The organism is Glycomyces rhizosphaerae, from assembly GCF_042647865.1.
Taxonomy (GTDB): Bacteria; Actinomycetota; Actinomycetes; order Mycobacteriales; family Micromonosporaceae; genus Glycomyces; species Glycomyces rhizosphaerae.
Genome location: NZ_JBHRWO010000010.1, coordinates 659055 through 676924, shown reverse-complemented (window position 1 = coordinate 676924; position 17870 = coordinate 659055). Strand labels below are relative to the sequence as shown.

The 17870-nt window shown below is 69.2% G+C and carries 17 protein-coding genes and 1 pseudogene; 9 read left to right on the top strand and 9 right to left on the bottom strand.

Features of this window, described 5'->3' with window-relative positions; translation table 11 throughout:
* Positions 1–73: 73 nt before the first annotated feature.
* From ACFO8M_RS12940 to ACFO8M_RS12925, 4 genes are all read left to right on the top strand, one after another.
* Entirely contained in the window at positions 74–586 is a 513-nt protein-coding gene (locus ACFO8M_RS12940) for a SigE family RNA polymerase sigma factor (RefSeq protein ID WP_387975670.1), read from the top strand.
* A 12-nt stretch (positions 587–598) separates the two neighbouring features.
* Positions 599–2131, top strand: a complete 1533-nt coding sequence (locus tag ACFO8M_RS12935) for a hypothetical protein (protein ID WP_387975667.1) — start codon at positions 599–601, stop codon at positions 2129–2131.
* A gap of 223 nt (positions 2132–2354) precedes the next feature.
* A complete protein-coding gene (locus ACFO8M_RS12930; protein ID WP_387975665.1) occupies positions 2355–2951 on the top strand; it encodes a hypothetical protein in 597 nt (198 codons plus the stop codon).
* 74 nt (positions 2952–3025) lie between these two features.
* Positions 3026–3193 carry a hypothetical protein gene (locus tag ACFO8M_RS12925; protein ID WP_387975662.1) on the top strand — a complete coding sequence of 56 codons (168 nt, stop codon included), beginning with the start codon at positions 3026–3028 and terminating at the stop codon, positions 3191–3193.
* Positions 3194–3326: 133 nt separating this feature from the next.
* Here ACFO8M_RS12925 and ACFO8M_RS12920 read toward each other — a convergent pair whose 3' ends face one another.
* Both ACFO8M_RS12920 and ACFO8M_RS12915 read right to left on the bottom strand, forming a co-directional pair.
* Positions 3327–4589, bottom strand: a complete 1263-nt coding sequence (locus ACFO8M_RS12920) for a PP2C family protein-serine/threonine phosphatase (protein ID WP_387975659.1) — start codon at positions 4587–4589, stop codon at positions 3327–3329.
* Positions 4590–4751: 162 nt separating this feature from the next.
* Positions 4752–6983, bottom strand: a complete 2232-nt coding sequence (locus ACFO8M_RS12915; RefSeq protein WP_387975656.1) for an ATP-binding cassette domain-containing protein — start codon at positions 6981–6983, stop codon at positions 4752–4754.
* 62 nt (positions 6984–7045) lie between these two features.
* Here ACFO8M_RS12915 and ACFO8M_RS12910 point away from each other — a divergent pair, with 62 nt between their 5' ends.
* Positions 7046–7996: a helix-turn-helix transcriptional regulator gene (locus tag ACFO8M_RS12910; RefSeq protein WP_387975653.1), complete on the top strand. Its 951-nt coding sequence runs from the start codon at positions 7046–7048 to the stop codon at positions 7994–7996.
* A 116-nt stretch (positions 7997–8112) separates the two neighbouring features.
* On the opposite strand, the gene ACFO8M_RS12905 is transcribed toward ACFO8M_RS12910, so the two are convergent.
* Positions 8113–9021 carry an SDR family oxidoreductase gene (locus ACFO8M_RS12905; RefSeq protein ID WP_387975651.1) on the bottom strand — a complete coding sequence of 303 codons (909 nt, stop codon included), beginning with the start codon at positions 9019–9021 and terminating at the stop codon, positions 8113–8115.
* A 50-nt stretch (positions 9022–9071) separates the two neighbouring features.
* Here ACFO8M_RS12905 and ACFO8M_RS12900 point away from each other — a divergent pair, with 50 nt between their 5' ends.
* Positions 9072–9653: a TetR/AcrR family transcriptional regulator gene (locus ACFO8M_RS12900; RefSeq protein ID WP_387975648.1), complete on the top strand. Its 582-nt coding sequence runs from the start codon at positions 9072–9074 to the stop codon at positions 9651–9653.
* A gap of 91 nt (positions 9654–9744) precedes the next feature.
* Entirely contained in the window at positions 9745–10383 is a 639-nt protein-coding gene (locus ACFO8M_RS12895) for a VOC family protein (RefSeq protein ID WP_387975645.1), read from the top strand.
* A gap of 50 nt (positions 10384–10433) precedes the next feature.
* On the opposite strand, the gene ACFO8M_RS12890 is transcribed toward ACFO8M_RS12895, so the two are convergent.
* Positions 10434–12404 carry a heavy metal translocating P-type ATPase gene (locus ACFO8M_RS12890; RefSeq protein WP_387975642.1) on the bottom strand — a complete coding sequence of 657 codons (1971 nt, stop codon included), beginning with the start codon at positions 12402–12404 and terminating at the stop codon, positions 10434–10436.
* Between the two features lie 9 nt (positions 12405–12413).
* Here ACFO8M_RS12890 and ACFO8M_RS12885 point away from each other — a divergent pair, with 9 nt between their 5' ends.
* On the top strand, positions 12414–12674 hold the full coding sequence (locus ACFO8M_RS12885) for a hypothetical protein (RefSeq protein WP_387975639.1): 261 nt from the start codon (positions 12414–12416) through the stop codon (positions 12672–12674).
* A 277-nt stretch (positions 12675–12951) separates the two neighbouring features.
* A complete protein-coding gene (locus ACFO8M_RS12880; RefSeq protein ID WP_387975636.1) occupies positions 12952–13074 on the top strand; it encodes a hypothetical protein in 123 nt (40 codons plus the stop codon).
* Positions 13075–13097: 23 nt separating this feature from the next.
* On the opposite strand, the gene ACFO8M_RS12875 is transcribed toward ACFO8M_RS12880, so the two are convergent.
* From ACFO8M_RS12875 to ACFO8M_RS12855, 5 genes and pseudogenes are all read right to left on the bottom strand, one after another.
* Positions 13098–14366 (bottom strand): MFS transporter, encoded by a 1269-nt coding sequence (locus tag ACFO8M_RS12875; RefSeq protein WP_387975633.1) that lies wholly within the window; start codon positions 14364–14366, stop codon positions 13098–13100.
* Positions 14363–15471, bottom strand: a pseudogene (locus ACFO8M_RS12870) (PLP-dependent cysteine synthase family protein). Before ACFO8M_RS12870 ends, ACFO8M_RS12875 begins: the two are co-directional and overlap by 4 nt.
* A gap of 365 nt (positions 15472–15836) precedes the next feature.
* Positions 15837–16439: a DUF305 domain-containing protein gene (locus ACFO8M_RS12865; RefSeq protein WP_387975630.1), complete on the bottom strand. Its 603-nt coding sequence runs from the start codon at positions 16437–16439 to the stop codon at positions 15837–15839.
* Between the two features lie 74 nt (positions 16440–16513).
* Complete coding sequence (locus ACFO8M_RS12860) at positions 16514–16999, bottom strand: hypothetical protein (RefSeq protein ID WP_387975628.1); 486 nt, start codon at positions 16997–16999, stop codon at positions 16514–16516.
* 191 nt (positions 17000–17190) lie between these two features.
* Positions 17191–17667 (bottom strand): MarR family winged helix-turn-helix transcriptional regulator, encoded by a 477-nt coding sequence (locus ACFO8M_RS12855; protein WP_387975626.1) that lies wholly within the window; start codon positions 17665–17667, stop codon positions 17191–17193.
* Positions 17668–17870 lie beyond the last annotated feature (203 nt).

Here is a 17870-nt window from a genome sequence, read left to right as displayed (position 1 = left end):
AGTTACGGGTGCAGGGCCTCGAGGCACCACCGCGCGGCCCGCACCCCGACCCGTCACCCGAAAGAGGCCCTAGTTGGAGAGCAAGGAGCAACGCGAGGCCGAATTCCAGTCGTTCGACCGCGAACATCGCGACCGCCTCAGGCGGTACGCGTACTACCTGAGCGGGGACTGGCACCAGGCAGACGACATCGTCCAGAAGGCGCTCACGAAACTGTTCGCCGCCTGGAACCGCGTCGATCCCGGCGGCGCGCCCGCATACGCGCGCCGCATCGTCACCAACGTGTACCTGTCCCACCGGCGGCTCGCCTGGGTGCGCCGCGAGCGCGTCACCGACAACATGCCGGTCCAGCGCATCGAAGGGCCTCAGGAGGAGGTCGAGCTGCGCCTCACGATCGCGGAGGCGCTCGACACGCTCTCGACCCGCGAGCGCGTGACGATCGTGCTCCGTTACTGGGAGCAGCTTTCGGTCGACGAGACGGCCGCCGCCATGGGCTGCTCCGCCGGGACCGTGAAAAGCCAGACCTCAAGGGGCATGGGCAAACTGCGCCGACTGCTGGACGGGACCCTCGTCCCCGTCAGCGCGTAAGGAAGGACACCGATGGAACACCACGACCACACCGAGCAACTGCTGCTGCGGGGACGTCCCGACGACCCCGCCCCGCCATCCGCAGTGGACGTCAAGCAGGTCATGCGCCGCGGCTACCGCGCTCAGGCCCGCCGCACCGCGGCGATCGGCGCCGCCTCGACCGCGGGAGTCGCCGCGATCGCCGCCGTCCTCGCCTTGTCGCTCAACGGGTTCGGCGACGGCAGTCAGGCGCCGGACGCCGCCCAGTCGTTCCCGGCCGGCGAGAGCTTCGACTTCGACCCGGCCACTGCCGCCTACCCGCCCGTCCACCCCCAGTACGACAGCCCCGACCCGGTCGGCCGGGAACTCAACAGCGCGGCCAAGGACGCGTTCGGCGAGCTCGCGGTGAACGCGGGGATCTTCGACGCGGACGCGCTCGACTACGAGTTCCCCTCCGACGAAGCCGCCCTGGAGATCATGGACGAGCACGGCGGGGACTACTACGCCGCGCTCTCCGAACTCGGATTCAACCAGGAGCAGTTCAACTTCGCGCCCCGCGCGATCGACGCCGAAGGCGGGCAGGCGTCCCTGCGCGCCTATGTCGCGCTCGACTCCAACGAAGAAGCCGAAACCCTGGCCTACCGCATCGCCGGCTACCAGCCCGGCGGCTGGACCGCCGAGCCCGGCCCCACCGGCGACGTCTCGTTCCCCCAGCACCTCATCAGCGACGAAGCGTCCTGGACCGACGAGGCCCCCGAATTCGCCACCGAGACCCTCGACGACGGCCGCACCCTCATGACAGCCGACCACGGCTGCGCGCTCGAAGCCGCCGTCGTGTACCCGAACGGATCGGCGCTCACCTCGTGGTGGGACCTCGACTGCGAGGGGCAGGGCCACGAGATGTCGCTCGAGGACCTGACCGACGCGATGCTCGCCATGCCGCAGATCGAATACGACACCGGCGAACTCGCGCCGGTCGAGTTCCTCGACATGCAGCCCGGCTGGCCCTCCGACGATTCCTGGGTCCAGTCCGCGGCCCCTGACGCGCAGGCGAGCCTCGACGCAGCGGTCACCGTGATCGAGGGCGTCTACGGCGCCACCGAGCGGCACGGCGGCAGCGCCGTCGGGCTCCACACCGACTCCGCCGAAGTCGTGCAGCGCACCTACACCACCGACGTCACGTTGCCCTTCGACGACGGCATCGGCACCCCGATCAGCATGAACGTCCGCTACTTCCTGCCGGGCGGGTGGCTCCCGGGCCTGCCGCCTGAGGGCGCCGGCACCGGCCCGTACCTGGTCGAATGCGGCGCCCCGGGCGACGACAAGGACGACCAATGCGCCCAGACCGACGTCGACGGCCGCACCGTCGCCACTCGGACCTGGTGCATCGACGAAGCGACCTGCTCCTGGACCATCGGGGTCTTCGACGACGCCGGATGGGCAGTCCTGATCGAAACCAGCGTCGACGGCGGCACGGTCGACGGCTACGGCCTCGAAGCACTCACCGCGCTGGCAGCCTCCCTGCCCGCGCCGGTCTACGACCCCGCCGAGTACGAAACCGATTGACCCACAACTGAAACCGCCAGGGCGACGTCTTAAGAGACGCCGCCCTTCGCGGCGTGAGACCAGCGGCGAGGGTGCCGCTGCACCGCGATGGCGGCCGACGGGCTGAGACGCACGAGGCCGGGACCGAGACTCGCCACGGACCGGCGAGGCCGCCGGGACCGGTCCCGGTCGGTACGCCGCATCATTCGTCGACCCCGAACGATCCGACTGCCGAGGAGATCCGATGGCTAAGCGGCTCTTGATCCTTGCGATGGCCTTGGCCGCGCTCGCCGGATGCACCGACGGCAGCGCCGAAGGCGAGAGCGGCCAGACCGCGGAGCAGGCAACGGAATCCGGGCCTGATGCCGACCTGGTCGCGTGGCTCGACGGGTTCTGCGCGGCCTACACCGCGGCGGTACCGGAGCCGTTCGACGGCACGGTCCCGGACACGACGACCGAGGAGGATCGAGCCCCCTTGCTCGAGTTCATCGGCGACACGCTGAGCCTCATCGGGACATGGGAAGGGCAGGCCGCCGCGGTCCCGGACGCCCCAGGCGATGACGCCCAGGTGATGCTGGAGCAGTACCGGACCGAGCTCGGGGAGCTGCGCGTCAAGTTCGAGGAGCACGCCGATCATGCGGCGTCCTATCCCGCAGGCGAGGGCCTCACGTCGGTCCACTTCCTGGCCGTCTGGGACCTCGCCGGGTTCAGGCCATTGAGCATCGGCGCCGACGGCACCGGGTTCACGACCTATGTGGAGCAGTATCCGGAACTCGAAGAGGCTGCCGCGCTGGCCCCGGCCTGTCCGGGCAGCGAGGCGATCGAGACCGCCTCCGATTGAAGGGCCTCAGCGAAATCCGGGACCGGTCCCGACGAGTCGTTGCTATACAGGAACTCCCCTTGGAAGGAGGCACGATGACACACAAGCGCTTGATCGCCGTCGCGGTCATCGTGGCGGCCGTGATCGTCCTGTCGGTCGTCGCGGTGATCACCGTCGTCATCGACGACTTTCGCAATCCCCCGGACTCCCATGCCCGAGCGAGTCGCAGGTGCCGCAGCGGCAGATATGCTCTCGCCTCCTGACTGAAGACCGTCCGTATGAGGCCTTGAGCGGTCGGCCCGCCAATCGGGTCGACCGCTCTATCCCAGACGCGAAGACGGCCTCACTGGAGCAGCGACTGCCCGTTGGATCGCAGGCATCAGCGCCGATCGGCGGTCACAGCCCGACGACGATCAAGGCGATGTCGTCGCGTGCAAGGCCGCTACCCACACCGAGATCGGACAGCAGCGCATCGGCCAGGAGTTCCGGGTCGTGGGTTCTGTGGCGTCCCAAAGTCGAGATGAGGCGGTCGAGCCCCACGTCGATGTCCTCCCCGCGGCGCTCGATCAACCCGTCGGTATAGAGCACGAGCGTGTCGCCGGGGATGTAGGCCTGCCCGGCCTGTGAGTAGGGGACGGGCTGGGGGCGAGCGCCCAGCGGCGGGTCGAGGGCCTGGTTCAGCAGCTCGCACTCGCCATCCGAGTGCAGGAGAATAGACGGCGGGTGCCCCGCGTTGCTGTAGGTGATCAACCGGCTGTCGGGGTCCACCAGCGCGTTGATGGATGTGGTGTTCATGGCGCCCTCGATCGAGCGGGCGAACAGGCCCAGGACCTCCAAGGCATGGGCAGGGCGCTCCAAGGTGCGGACAGCGGCGTTGAGCACACTTCGCAGCATGCCCATGACCGCGGCGGCTTCCAGTCCGTGCCCGACGACGTCGCCTATCGTCAGTGCGAAGCGGCCGCCTTTCAGGTCGATCAAGTCGTACCAGTCCCCCGACACTGCCAGCGAGTCGTCGGCGGGCAGGTAGCGCACCGCGACGTCGTCGTGGTGCTCGAAGTCCGGCGTCATCAGCATGGTCCGCTGCAGAGTGACCGTCATTTCATGCTCGCGCATGTGGGCCAGCCGCAGCTCCTGGTTGAGGTGGTTCAGCTCGAGGGCCCGCGCGTACAGTTCGGTCTCCTCCGCCGCCCTCTCGATCGACGGTCCGTCGCCGGAGGCGATGGCCTTGATGAACGGGGTCACGTCCTCCGCCCGAATGACGATCCACTCGACTGCGCGGTCCGGGCCCAGGATCGGCGTGTTGACCGGCAGCCACCAGCGCTCCTCGAACACGCCGGGCCGGCCCAAGGGGATGCCGCACTTCTGCAGCGCCATCGTGTCCGGCTCCCGCGACTGAAGAACTCTGTCCAGCGAGGCTCTCCAGTCTTCCATCCAGTCCGGCTCGGGATCGGCCCGGTTCTCCGGGGAGGAGTCGAAGATGTACCGCCCGAGCAGTTCCGCGCGAGTGCGGCCGGCGGCTTTGAGATAGGCCCGGTTGACCTCGACGATCACCAGATCCGGTCCGAGCACCGCACACGGGCTCGGTGTCGCCTCGAAGAGCGCGGCGTAATCCAGCTCCGTCGTCGCCGACCGGCTCTGCGCCCCATGCGTCCTATCCACGAGCTTTGACCCCCTTGCTTAAGCTACCCTCGCTCACCTGCGAATAAGCGCTTGATCGCACTTGAAAGGCAGCGCCGACGGCAATCGGGCCCGATCTCGATGTGATGGTCAGGGAGGCCGGCCACCAGTCACCCGACTGACCAACCTCCCTGAACACCACACCTAGCCCTGCCCGAGCGCCCGTGCGGTCGCGGTGCCTCGCATGTCCGCCACGGGGCCCTCGTACAGGACCCGCCCGCCGTGGCGGCCCGCGCCCGGGCCGAGGTCCACGATCCAGTCGGCGCGGCGGATCACCTCGACGTTGTGTTCGATGACCACGACGGTGTGGCCGCCCTCGACCAGTAGGGACAGCACCTCCATGAGCGTGTCGATGTCGCGCAGGTGCAGCCCGGTCGTCGGCTCGTCGAGCACATACAGCGACGGCTCGGCGACTTCGCGCAGCTCCCGCGCGATCTTGACGCGCTGGCACTCCCCACCCGAGAGCGTCGTCAGCGGCTGCCCGAGACGCAGGTAGCCGAGCCCGACGCGGTCGAGGTGGTGCAGACCCCTGCGAATGGCCGGATCCGCGAGACGGTGCAGCGCATCCGAGATGGTCAGGTCCCCCACATCGGCGATGGTGAGCCCGTCGACACGGTGCCGCAGCGCCTCCTCGGTGAACCGGCGCCCGCCGCACGTCTCGCACACGGCCTCGTGCCCGTCCATGAACGCGAGATCGGTGTAGACGACGCCGAGGCCTCTGCAGTCGGGGCAGGCTCCTTCGGAATTGGCGCTGAAGTACTTGGCGGGCAGGCCGCTCGCCTTCGCGAACAGCCGCCGGATCGACGCGGCGATCCCGGTGTAGGTGATCGGCGTGGACCGGCGGTTGGCGGAGACGGGGCGCTGGTCGACGACGATCGCGCCGTGCTGCTCGACGAGTTCGGCCGCCAGGCTCGACTTCCCAGACCCGGCGACGCCGGTGAGCGCGGTCAGCACCCCGGTCGGGAGGTCGACGGTGACACCATGAAGGTTGTTGCGCTCTGCCTGTTCGATGGTGATCGTCTCGGCGGCTTCTCGCGGCGCGGCGTCGGCCGGGGCGGCTTTCGCGAGCGCGAGCGCGGTCGGTGTGTCGGCCTCGCGGAGCTGGTCGAACGTCCCGTGGAAGACCACCCTGCCGCCGGCGGTCCCCCCATCCGGCCCGATCTCGACGATCTGGTCGGCGACCGCCATCACGGCCGGATCGTGTTCGACCACGAGCACCGTGTTCCCCTTGTCCCGCAGCCGCTTCAGCAGTCCGATCATGGCGTGGACGTCCTGCGGGTGCAGGCCCACCGTGGGCTCGTCGAAGATGTACAGCATCTCGATCAGGCTGCTGCCCAGGTGCTTCACGGTCTTCACCCGCTGCGACTCGCCCCCGGACAGGCTCGTCGTGGCCCGTCCCAGGTGCAGGTAGCCGAGCCCGATCGCATCCATCGCACGCAGCCGCTCCACGAGCGCCGACGCCACCGGCGCCACGGCCGCCTCCTGAACGCCCGCAACGAGGTCCGCGAGTTCGGCGACCTCCATGAGGGCCATCTCGCCGATGGTGCGGCCGAGCACGGTGACGGCCCGGGCCTCGGCGTTCAACCGGTCACCGCCGCAATCCGGGCACGTGCCCGATCTCGTGAACCGGTCGATGGCTTCCTGTTTGCGGTCCGACAGGCTGTCCGAGGTGTGCAGGTAGATCCGCTCGAACCACTCCACCAGGCCCTCGAAGTCGGCCGGCGGCGTCACGCCGAGCCGGGCGGCGTGCGCGCCGCCGTACAGCAGCGCGCTGCGCTCGTCCTCGGTCCAGGACCGCAGCGGCGCGTCGACCGGGAGCCACCCGAGGTCGGTGTACTTGGAGAGCCAGTAGCCGCCGTCCACGAAGCCGGGCAGGAGGATCGCGCCCTCCTTCAGCGACCTGCCGGGGTCGAGGAACGATGCGACGTCGATCTCCACAGCCTCGCCCAGGCCGGAGCAGGTCGGGCACATGCCCGCGGTTTCGTTGAAGGAGAAGCGGTTCGACTCGCCGAGTTGCGGCTCGCCGATCCGCGAGTAGAGCAGCCGCAGGTACGTCCACGTGTCGGTGATCGTCCCGACGGTCGACCGGGCGTTGCCGCCGAGACGGCGCTGGTCGATGACGACCACGGGAGACAGGCCCGAGATCTCGTCGGCCTCGGGCCGCGTCCACTTCGGCAGCCGGTTCCGCAGGAACGGAGGATACGTCTCATTGACCTGGTGACCGGCCTCGGCGGCGATCGTGTCGAACACCAGCGACGACTTCCCGGAACCGGACGGCCCAGCGAACACGGTCAGGCTCCCGCGCGGCACTTCCAGGTCCACCGACTTGAGGTTGTTGGACCTGGCGCCGCGAATGCGGATCATGCGTTCGTTCATGCCTCCGACGCTAGGCGCAGATGCGGCCGGTTTCTGACCGCATTTTCAGGCACACTGGGAACATGTCCGATGTCACCTCCAGGATGCTCTCGCTCCTGGCGTCACTGCAGACCGGCCGCTCGTTCGGCGGAGGTGAACTCGCCTCGCGGCTGGGAGTGAGCCCGCGGACGCTGCGGCGGGACATCGACCGCCTGCGCGAGTACGGCTACCCGGTCGAGACCCGCCCGGGCCCCGGCGGCCACTACCGGCTCACCGCCGGCACCGTGATGCCGCCGCTCATGCTCGAGGACGACGAGGCCATCGCGATCCTGCTCGGCCTCGCCGCGCTCGCGGCCGCCGGCCGCGCCGATGAAGGCTCGGTCGACGAGGCCGCCACCCGCGCTTACGGGAAGGTCGAGCAGTACCTGCCGAAACGCCTCCGCCACCGGATCGCACGGGTCCGCTCCAGCCTGGAGACCAGTGAGGTCCACGCCCCGAGCACCAGCACCGGAGACCTCGGCGAACTCGCCGACGCGATCGCGGACCGGCAGGTCGTCGCCTTCGACTACGTGCGCAAGGACGGCGCGGCCTCGTCCCGACGCGTCGAGCCCTACCGCCAGGTCCTCCACCTCCAGCGGTGGTTCCTCCTCGGCTGGGATCTCGACCGCGGCGACTGGCGCGTCTTCCGCACCGACCGCCTTTCCGGCTTGCGTCTGACCACGACCCGATTCGAACCGCGGCCCGCCCCGCCCGCCGTCGACTACCTCATCGAGGGCATCGGCAAGCACCGGCAGCCCGTCGCGTTCACCATCGAGGAACACCCCGGACCCGTCGCCGAGGCGTTCCGCCACGACACCGTGGAACTGAGCGCGCTCGACGACGGGCGCACCCGCGTGGCCCTGCGCCTCGACTCGTGGGAGTGGCCGCTCGTCACGCTCGCCTTCCTCGACGCCGACTTCACGATCGAGGCCCCTGACGCCTTCCGGGAGGGGTTCCGCCGCTTCGCCGAGCGCCTGCATGCGGCCGCCGTCTGAGCCTGACGGACACGTCGCCCGAGCCCTGCGGTGCCAGGGGCCGCAGGGCTTCGGGCTCGACGTCCTCTTGCTGCGCCGCCGGACTCGACCGCCCGACGCCCTAACCGCTGCACGCGTCAGCGGTAATTGCTGGCATCGGCCGGCTTGCCGGCGTCCTGGACTTCGGGGATGTACCGCCATGCGTCGGGCTGCGAACCGTCCAGGTCCGTGAAGCCGTACTCCTTCGCCAACTCCCCGCTCGATACCGACCGGCCGTTCCACCGCGCGCGGTCGGGGTCCCCCGCGAGCGCCGCGGCGGCGCGCCCGAGATAGCGCGGCGTCTCGGAGATCGCGAAGTGCGGTTCCCGGGCGACGGCGTCGCGCCAGTTCTCCTCGGTGACGCCGAAGACGTCGAGCATCATCTCCGACCGCATCCAGCCCGGGGTCAGCGAGACCGCTGCGGCCCCGTACTTCTCGAGGTCCTTGGCGTGCACCCAGGCCATGCGGTTGACCGCCGTCTTCGCCACGTCGTAGAACGGCGAGTTGCGGTAGTGCCGGGCGTTGTACTCCGTCGTCCCGTCGGTGACCTCGATCAGGAGGCCGCCCGGACGTTCGATGAGCAGCGGGAGCGCGTGGTGGGCGGTGACCAGGTGAGTGTCGACCGCCAGGCGGAGCAGGCGCAGGCCCTTGTCGAGATCGTGCTCCCAGACGGTCTTGTCGAACTCGAACAGGTGCTCGCCGCCCCAGATGTTGTTGACCAGCACGTCGAGGCGGCCCCGCTCGTCGCGGATGCGGTCGACCAGCGCCCTCACCTCCTCCGAAACGAGATGGTCGACGGAGACGGGAATGCCGACACCGCCGGCCCGCTCGACCAGTTCGGCGGTGTCCTCGATGGTCTCCGGTCGGCCGTACTCGGAGGTTCGGTCGCGCGTCGTGCGGCCGGTCACGTACACCGTGGCTCCCGCCGCGCCGAGCTCGACGGCGATGCCTCGGCCGCCGCCTCGCGTTGCACCGGCAACCAGTGCGGTCTTTCCCTTGAGATGCAAGGCAAGTCTCCTCTCGAGTTTATAAACGTACGTTCGGTTATAGTATATGCATGACTCGACCGAAGACCCAGACCGACGCCCGAGTGCTCGACGCCGCCCTCCTGCTCGTTCGCACAGGCGGCGTCGCCGGCTTGACCTTCGCGGCACTCGCGAACCGATGCGGGCTCTCTGCGGCGACCCTCGTCCAGCGCTTCGGGAACAAGGCGGCGCTCACTCAGCGCACCCTGCTGCACGCGTGGGACGAACTCGACGCCCGAACCCGGGAACTGGCGTCGAGTACGCCGCTCACCCCCAGCGGCGCAGTCGAACTCCTTATCGGACTGCCGGAGGGCTACGAGGGCGTCGATTCCTACGCGGAGGGCCTGCTCCTCCTGCGCGAGGACGTTCGCGACCCGATCCTCCGCGCGCGCGGCGCCGCATGGGAATCAGCGCTGACCTCGGCACTCGAAGCACGCTTCACGTCGGTCCCGGGAGCCCCCGCGGGCATCGGCTTCGCGATGGCCGCGTACTGGCAAGGGTCGCTGACGTGGTGGGCCTTCCGCGCGACACCGCCCCTTCGCGACTACCTGGAGGCCAAGCTGACCGACTTCCTCGAAATGACCACTGCGAAGTCTTCAAGCCCCGCGGCATGACCCGCTACGGCCAGCGCAAGCGCCGCCGCGTCGTCATTGGGAGCCCTGCGGCATTATTGAAAACTATTTTCAATATGGGTAGGGTGAGCGGATGGAGATCGATCACGTCGTACTCGCCGCCCGCTCCAAGCACGAGGCCGAGCAGGCGCTCGACCAGGCCGGACTGGGCATCGCCCGCGGGCGGGTCATACCGGGCCTCGGGCTCTCGAACCTCGTCGTGCCGCTGCGCCACGGCCAGCTCCTGGAGATCCACTACCCGAACGGCGAGGACCCCGCGCCCGGTGCCCCGCCGTTGCTGCGGTTCGACATGGAGGCACTCGACGCCCATCCCTCACAGGCGCTGATCCCGGTGGCCTGGCTCGTGACGGTCGAAGAGGAGCAGCGGCTTCGCGAGCTCGCTGCCAGGAACGAGATGTCCCTGATCGCGGCGCCTGCCGAGGGACCGGGCTTCCCGCCGTACCTGCTGGCCGGCTTCGGTCAGAACTTCGCTCGGCGCTTCCTGCCCTGCCTGATTCACTGGTCGGAGGGCTTCCCGCCGCTTGCAGCCGAGCATCGTCGCGCGCCAGTAGGCATCACCGGCATCGAGGTCGCCGGTCCGGCCGACGTGATCGAGGACTGGTGCGGAACGAAGCCCGAGGGCCTGCGCACCGTGACCGGCACGTCAGGCCCTCTGCGCGTCGAAATCGGATTCGCCGACGGGGAGTCCGCCACTCTGGGCATCCCCGAGTAGGCCCTTGTCGCGCGGGCCGCAGACCGTCATGGTCTGCGGCCCTTCGCCTCTCAGGATTCCGGCGTCAGCTTGACCCGGCGCAGCAGCTGGGCGTTGAGGGCGACCACGATCGTGGAGGCCGACATCAGCACCGCGCCGACCGCCGGACTCAGCGTGAGTCCGGCCCAGGCCAGGACTCCCGCGGCAAGGGGGATCGCGACGATGTTGTAGCCCGCGGCCCAGCCGAGGTTCTCGATCATCTTGCGGTAGCTCGCCTTCGACAGCCGCCGGACGCCTCCGACGCCGCGCGGGTCCGAGGAGGCCAGGACCACCCCGGCGGACTCGATCGCCACGTCGGTGCCCGCGCCGATCGCGATGCCGACGTCGGCCCGCGCCAGGGCCGGCGCGTCGTTCACGCCGTCTCCCACCATCGCCACCCGCAGCCCGCGCTTTTGGAGCTCGGCCACGGCCTGGTCCTTGTCGGCGGGCAGCACTTCGGCGAAGACCTCGTCGCGGCCTTCGACAAAGCCGAGGTCAGCGGCGACCGCTTCGGCGACGGCGCGGGCGTCGCCGGTGATCATCGCGATCTTCTGCACGCCCTGGGCGCGCAGGTCGGCGATGGCCTGCCGCGCCTCGGGCCTGATCTCGTCCTCCAACGCGAGCGCACCGAGCATCTTCGTCTTGTCGCCGAGGGCGATGAGGTAGAGGACGGTCGCACCGCGGCCCGACCAGGTGTCGATGTCACCCTCCAGCTCGTTCGGAGGCTCGATGCCGAGTTCACGAAGTAGCGCCGGTCCGCCCACCGCGTAGTGGCGGCCGTCGACGGTGGCCTCGACGCCCTTGCCGGTGCGGGAACGGAAGTCGGAGGCGTGCGCGCCTTCGCCGTGCGCATGGCCGTGGTGCGCGACGATCGCGCGGGCGAGCGGGTGCTCGGAATCGGACTCGACCGCCGCGGCCAGGTGCAGCACCTCGTCGCGGTCCACACCCTCGGCTCCGGCGATGCCGGCGACGGTGTGCTCGCCCTTGGTCAGCGTCCCGGTCTTGTCGAACAGGACGGCGTCCACAGTGCGCATCCGCTCGATCGCGAGCCGGTCCTTCACCAGGATGCCCGCCTTGGCCGAGACCGCAGTAGTAATTGAGATGACCAGCGGAATCGCCAGACCGAGCGCGTGCGGGCAGGCGATGACGAGGACGGTCACCGTCCGGACGACAGCTGAAGTGTTGTCGCCGAGGAGCGACCAGACGATGAAGGTGAGCACACCGGCGCCCATGGCGATATAGAACAGCAGAGCGGCGAACCGGTCGGCCAGGACCTGCCCGCGCCCGCGGGACTCCTGCGCCTGCGAGACGAGCCGCTGAATACCCGCCAGGGCGGTATCGTCGCCGACCGCGTTGATGCGCACCCGGATCGCCGAGTCTGTCGCGACGGTCCCGGCCACGACGCGCTCACCCGGGCCCCTGGGGACCGGGCGGGATTCGCCGGTGATCATGGACTCGTCCATCTCGGCTTCGCCCTCGGTGATCTCACCGTCGGCCGGGACGCGGGAACCGGAGCGGACCAGCACCACGTCGCCGACCCCCAGGTCGCTCGCGGGGACGGTCTCGGTCGAGCCGTCCTCGCGGACGCGTTCGGCCTCGTCGGGCAGCAGCGCCGCAAGTGCGGCGAGGGCTCCCTGGGCCTGGCCGATGGCCTTCATCTCCTGCCAGTGGCCGAGCAGCATGATCGACACCAGCGCGCCCAGCTCCCACCAGAACTCGAGGTCGAACAGGCCGAAACTGGTCACCAGTGAGGCCACGTAGGCGACGGTGATAGCGGTGGCGATCAGGAGCATCATGCCTGGGGCTCGGTCGCGGACCTCGCGGACGCCGCCGGCGAGGAACGGCCAGCCGCCGTAGAGGAACACGGCCGAGCCGAGGACGGGCCCGACGAGTTCCATACCGGGGAAGTCCAGTGTGTACCCGAACCAGTCCATGATCATGTGGCTGGTGATGATCAGCGGGATCGTAAGGATCAGGCTGAGCCAGAACTTGCGGCGGAACATCTCCGGGTCGTGGCCGGCGTGCTTGTCATGCCCGCCGTGACCTTCATGAGCCCCATGGCCGCCGTGAGTTCCGTGCCCCTCATGCGCACCGCGGGCTTGGAGATTCACGGGTTCCCGGGCAGTCGTCGTGCTGTGCCCGACATGGTCCGCGTGCTCGCCGTGTGCGGCATGACCGCCGTGATGGGAATGATCGTCGTGGTGTTCGTGGTGCCTCGCGTCGTCGCCCTGGGCGTGGTGACCGTTCACTTGAGGCTCCTTCCGTATCGTTGACCGTCGGCCTGACCTTATACCCCCTGGGGGTATGTAGGCAAGCCGGTTCAACTCCGCTGCTCGCTGCGGTATTCCCGGCTGGAGACCGCCGAAACGAGCACCGCCGATCTGGTCGGCGAAGGCAGCCAGGACACGATGGGTTTCACCGTCGCCGGCCCTGACCACTTCCTGGCGTCCGGGCATCCGGCCCCGGGGGGAGGACGGCCCCTCCTCGCTCGGCCTGATCGAGTCGACGGACGCGGGCACCACCTGGGAACCGGCGATCGAGACTCCGGGCGTGGCACCGGCGGCGTTCACCGCCGCCGGTGACGAGTTGTTCCTCGCCACCGACGACGGCCGAATCCTCACGAGCGACGATCGGGGCTGCACCTGGCAGGAGGCCTTCCGCCCGGTCTCATGAGCGACCTGGCGTCGGCTGCCCGGTCAGGACCGCGCCTGTGCCAGCTCCTTCTCCGGGACGGCGGAGGTTTCGCCCGGTCCGATCACCCGCAGTGCCACCGCGCAGCAGATGCCCACCCCGGCCAGGCCGATCCACGTCAGCGCGGGTGCTCCCGCCGTCGCGTCGAGCGCCGCTCCGACGGCGAGGTTGCCCACGGTGATCCCGATGCCCGCCATGGTGTTGTACAGGCCGTAATAGGTGCCCACGTTCCGCTCGCCTGCGAGGTCCACGATGGCGTCCATCTCGAACGGGTAGACGACCATGGTCCCCAGCGCTAGCAGGAGGGCGCTGAGCATCGCCGCCGCGACAACCGGTGCCGGCGTCGGTGCGAGCCACAACACCACGGCCGGGGGGAGGAAGGCCGCGGCCAGCAGGCACATGCCGCTGGTCAGTGACTGCCGCCGGTCCAGATGCTCTTTGCACCACTTCGTGATCCGCACTTGGCCCACCAATGTGGCTATTCCCGAGACAGCGAATAGCGCGGTGGTGGCTGCCGCGGCCACCGAATCGGCGTGCTCTTGGAGCAGGAGCGGCAGTGCCAGGTAGACCTGGAAGTTCAGCACGTAGGAGCCGATCATGGCGAGCCCGAACAGCAGGAACACGCGGTTCGCGAAGACCGTCCTCCACGTGCGCCACACCCCTTCGGTGTTCCCGGCCTCGCCTGGCCCGTGTTCGGGGCGGTGGGGCGGCAGCGCCCGCAACTGCAGCACCGTGAGCACTGCGAAGATCGCGGCGGCGACGGCGCAGGCGAGCCGGAAGTCCGCCACCGCCACGAGGACCAGACCGATGATCGGCCCGGCCAGGATGCCCGATTGGTAGAACACGTTGAACACGGCGAACGACTCCACCCTCCGGTCCCCGGCCCGGTGCGCCAGGTAGGCGCGGACGGCCGGGTTGAACAGCGCCCCCGCCAGACCGGTCGCGGCCATGCCGACGATGAGCCCCGGCAGCGATCCGGTGATCGCCAGCAGGGCGAAGCCGATGGTGCGCAGCGCGCATCCGGCGATGATCATGGGCCGGTAGCCGAGCCGGTCGGCCATGGTGCCGCCGAGGAAGAACATGCCCTGCTGGCTGAGGTTGCGCACGCCGAGCAGCAGCCCGGCGACGCCGGCCGCCAGGCCCAGGTCGCCGGTCAGGTAAGCGGCCAGGTAGGGCATGAGCATGTAGAAGCCGACATTGATGCCGAACTGGTTGACGCACAGCAGCCGCACGACCGGATCGGTGGCGCGCACCTGGCTCCACAGGCCGGTCACGCGCTCACCCCCGCTGCCAGCGGGTCGACCACGGTGGTCGATCGCGTCCACGTGACCGCCTCGGTCCGGAGCGGATGGTCGATGGTCTCGGGCTCGTCGGCGAGCGGGACGTCGAGGAGACCGTGCGTGCGGCAGTAGTCGTCGTTGAACACTGTGTCGGCGTAGCGGTGCGGGCCGTCGGGGAAGACCGCCACGATCCTGGTCCCGGGGTCCGAGGTGCGGGCGATCCAGTCGGCCACGAGGGCGACGGCGCCGACGCTCCAACCACCGGTGGCGTAGGAGGTTCGCGAGAGCTTCCGACAGGTCGCGACCGCCTCGGCCGGCGGCACCCAGTGGACCTCGCTGAAGGAGTCGTAGTCGACGTTCCGCGGGTAGATGCTGCTGCCCAGTCCGCGCATCAGGCGAGTGCGTGCGGGTTGGCCGAAGATGGTCGACCCGATCGTGTCGACGCCGACCAGCCGCACGTCGGGACACAGCTTGCTCAGCATCCCGAAGATCCCGGCCGAGTGCCCGCCGGTCCCGACCGCGCACACCAGCACGTCGACCCTGCCGAGCTGGCAGGCCAGCTCCAATGCGAGGGGCTCGTAGGCGGTGACGTTGTCGGGGTTGTGGTACTGGTCGGGGCACCAGGCCCCGGGCCGCTCTGCCAGGATCTCCCTGACTCGGAGCCGGCGGGCCTCCTGCCAGCCACCCACCGGGTCGGGCCGGTCGACGAGGTCGACGGCCGCGCCGTAGGCGGTCAGGAGCTGGACCATCGACGGCTCCATGCCCGGGTCGGTGATCACCGTCAACGGATGGCCCAGGGACATGGCGGTGAGCGCGAGGCCGAGACCGAGTGTGCCGCTGGTGGACTCGACGATCGGCGCGCCGGGCGCGAGTTCGCCGCGGCGGCGGGCACAGGTGACCATGTGGAAGGCCGCGCGGTCCTTGATGCCGCCGGGATTGCGCTCTCGAGCTTGGCCCAGAACCCGCGGGGACCTGGCGTGAACCCGGTGCCGATGTGGAGCAGCGGGGTGTTCCCGATCAGGTCGAGCGGACTGTCGTATCGCTTCTGGGACGTCAGCGGCTGAACGAACCGCAGGTCCTCGTGTTCGATGGTGCGCATGGCGAAGTCAGCGGACATGACGATGTCTCCCTTGACGTTTGAGTGAGCTTGGCCGTTGAGCGGGCCGCGCAGTTCGCGGCTCAGGCAGGTGAATCCGAAGGCGCACAGGTGGTCGGGAAGGCGTCCTGGGCAGGACGTGGTGACGGCTCGACTCGCTGCAGGCAGCCTCGACGGCAGGCGGCGAACCGGGCCTGCGAGATCGATTCAGCCGATCATTCGCGAATGAAAATCGTATTCGTATGCGAAGGACAAAGACGGCAGGCCCGTATCAGTGGCGACCCAGTAGTGAGATGGTTCGCGATTCTTGCATCGTGGGGCTCGGGGCGCGGATATCCCCCCGGATGCCGCGCCCCGAGCCGGATCGGTTACAGCCTGGCCTGGATCTCCTGCAGCGTCGCGATCTCGGCGGTCTGCGCGTCGATGACCGCGGTGGCGATCGCGGCGGCATCGGCGTTCTGGCCTTCGGCGTGGTGCTCTTCGGCCATGGTGATAGCACCCTCGTGGTGGGCGATCATCAGCTCCACGAAGAGCTTGTCGAAATCGGCGCCTTGGGCGGCTCCGAGTTCGGTCATCTGCTCCTCGGTGGCCATGCCGCCCATGGACATGCCCTCGTGGCCTTCCATCTCGAGCGGCTGGCCCCACTCCTCGAGGAGGGCGGTCATCTGGTCGATCTCGGGCTGCTGCGCTGCGGCGATCTCGTCGGCCAGCGCGATGACCTCGGCGTCGGCGGCCTGCCCCTGGGCGAGCTCCGCCATGTCGACGGCCTGCTCGTGGTGGGGAATCATCATCTGCGCGAAGGTGACGTCCGCGTCGTTGAACTCGGCGTCGGTGGCCGACTCGGACTCCATCGAGTCCATGTCGTTGCCCTCCTCGCCGGAGTCATCGGAGCATGCGGCGGCGAAAACCAGCGCGGCGAAGGCGGCGATACCCGCGGACAGCGCACGGCGCGCAGTAAAGGTCTTGCTCATGGTTTTGGAACTCTCCTGTCAAAGGTGTTGTCGCATGGAAAGGTCGAAGCGGTCCGGTGGACCAGCGGTTCGGCCTAAATGCGGAACACCGAGAGTTCGATGAAGGACAGTCTGCCGCCGGAAGGCAGCGAAACCGGCACGTCCCAGGCGGTGCGTCCGATGCGCATCGCCCAGTGGCTGTCCGCGACGAGTCGGGCGAGCCGCCCCAACGCCCACAGCGACACCGCCAGCGCGAGCCCGGAGAGGATCGCCATGCACACCTGCATGACGTTCATGTCGGAGCCGAAGGGGTGGTCGTGCTGGCCTTCATGCTCGTGACCAGTCGACGAAGCATGTGGATCGATCGCGGCGGCGACGGCGGAAACCTCAGGATGGCAGACGTTCTCGGCGCAGGCGTGCCCGGTGGAATGCATGAGCGCCACTCCGACGGCCACCACGATCAGTGTGGCCTTCCAGAGGGCGTGCAACCAGGTCACCGCGCCAACCTTCCTGCGGCCCTTGGGAAATGGGCCACGTGGTTCCTGCCGGTCCGATGCTTCCAGGACGTAGGACGCGCTCATGGTAGCCGATCAGCCGGTACTGCCGCGCGGACCCCATGCCCCTTTTGTCACCCGCTGTTCAGTGGGGTGCACGGCGTTCGGGGCCAGGATATCGACGTCGGCGACCCTGCGCGCGAAATCGGAGGCGTCCGTCGCCTGGCGCCTGCCGCCGGAGAGGGGCTGGCCGCCGTCGCGTCCGCGGGTCGGCAGCGTCACTCGACGGAACGGTCAGGGAGCTCCGTCGCCACCGATTCCGGAGATCCCCACGGCTCCTCCAGCGCGGCCCGGAGCGCGTTGACGGTGTCTACACCGATGCGTTCGGCGAGCGCGGTTTCGAGCCCGGCGAGCATCTGCATCGCCTCGGAGCGGCGCCGAGCGCCGGCCGCCGTGAGGCGCACGAGCTTCGACCGGGCCGACCGCGGATCGCTCTCCACTGTGACCACGCCGAGGGCGACGAGTTCATGGACCCACTGGTGCGCGGTCGGGGCACTGACGCCCAGGCGCCGGGCCAACTCGGCGATGCTCACCCCCTCTGACGGGAGCTGACTCAGCAGGGTCACGTGTGCCGCACTGATGCTCGTGCCGTCTCCCTCAGTCTCGAACGCAGCGGTCAGGGCGGCCCGGAACCAGTGGTGCGCGCGCCACAGCAGCCGGATGAGCGGCTCGGATTCGGACGGTGAGGAGGACATGGCGGTTCTGCTTTCGCTGTGGGACGTGCGATTGGGCGCGGAGTGCCGATGGTAGGCCGGTCGGCTTCGGTGATTGACATCACTGGCATTTCGAGACCATCGACAATCATTAGGTAACCTATGATTAGGTTACCTACTGGCTAGCCCGGGTCGATCCCCGGGGCTCGCCATCGAGGGAGCTGCATCGCGATGACGACAGCACC

Bases quoted from the DNA above. Each gene is read 5' to 3' on its own strand.
- ACFO8M_RS12935 (WP_387975667.1), top strand. From the start codon at position 599: ATGGAACACCACGACCACACCGAGCAACTGCTGCTGCGGGGACGTCCC.
- ACFO8M_RS12930 (WP_387975665.1), top strand. From the start codon at position 2,355: ATGGCTAAGCGGCTCTTGATCCTTGCGATGGCCTTGGCCGCGCTCGCC.
- ACFO8M_RS12925 (WP_387975662.1), top strand. From the start codon at position 3,026: ATGACACACAAGCGCTTGATCGCCGTCGCGGTCATCGTGGCGGCCGTG.
- ACFO8M_RS12915 (WP_387975656.1), bottom strand. From the start codon at position 6,983: ATGAACGAACGCATGATCCGCATTCGCGGCGCCAGGTCCAACAACCTC.
- ACFO8M_RS12910 (WP_387975653.1), top strand. From the start codon at position 7,046: ATGTCCGATGTCACCTCCAGGATGCTCTCGCTCCTGGCGTCACTGCAG.
- ACFO8M_RS12900 (WP_387975648.1), top strand. From the start codon at position 9,072: ATGACTCGACCGAAGACCCAGACCGACGCCCGAGTGCTCGACGCCGCC.
- ACFO8M_RS12895 (WP_387975645.1), top strand. From the start codon at position 9,745: ATGGAGATCGATCACGTCGTACTCGCCGCCCGCTCCAAGCACGAGGCC.
- ACFO8M_RS12890 (WP_387975642.1), bottom strand. From the start codon at position 12,404: ATGTTCCGCCGCAAGTTCTGGCTCAGCCTGATCCTTACGATCCCGCTG.
- ACFO8M_RS12865 (WP_387975630.1), bottom strand. From the start codon at position 16,439: ATGAGCAAGACCTTTACTGCGCGCCGTGCGCTGTCCGCGGGTATCGCC.
- ACFO8M_RS12860 (WP_387975628.1), bottom strand. From the start codon at position 16,999: ATGAGCGCGTCCTACGTCCTGGAAGCATCGGACCGGCAGGAACCACGT.
- ACFO8M_RS12855 (WP_387975626.1), bottom strand. From the start codon at position 17,667: ATGTCCTCCTCACCGTCCGAATCCGAGCCGCTCATCCGGCTGCTGTGG.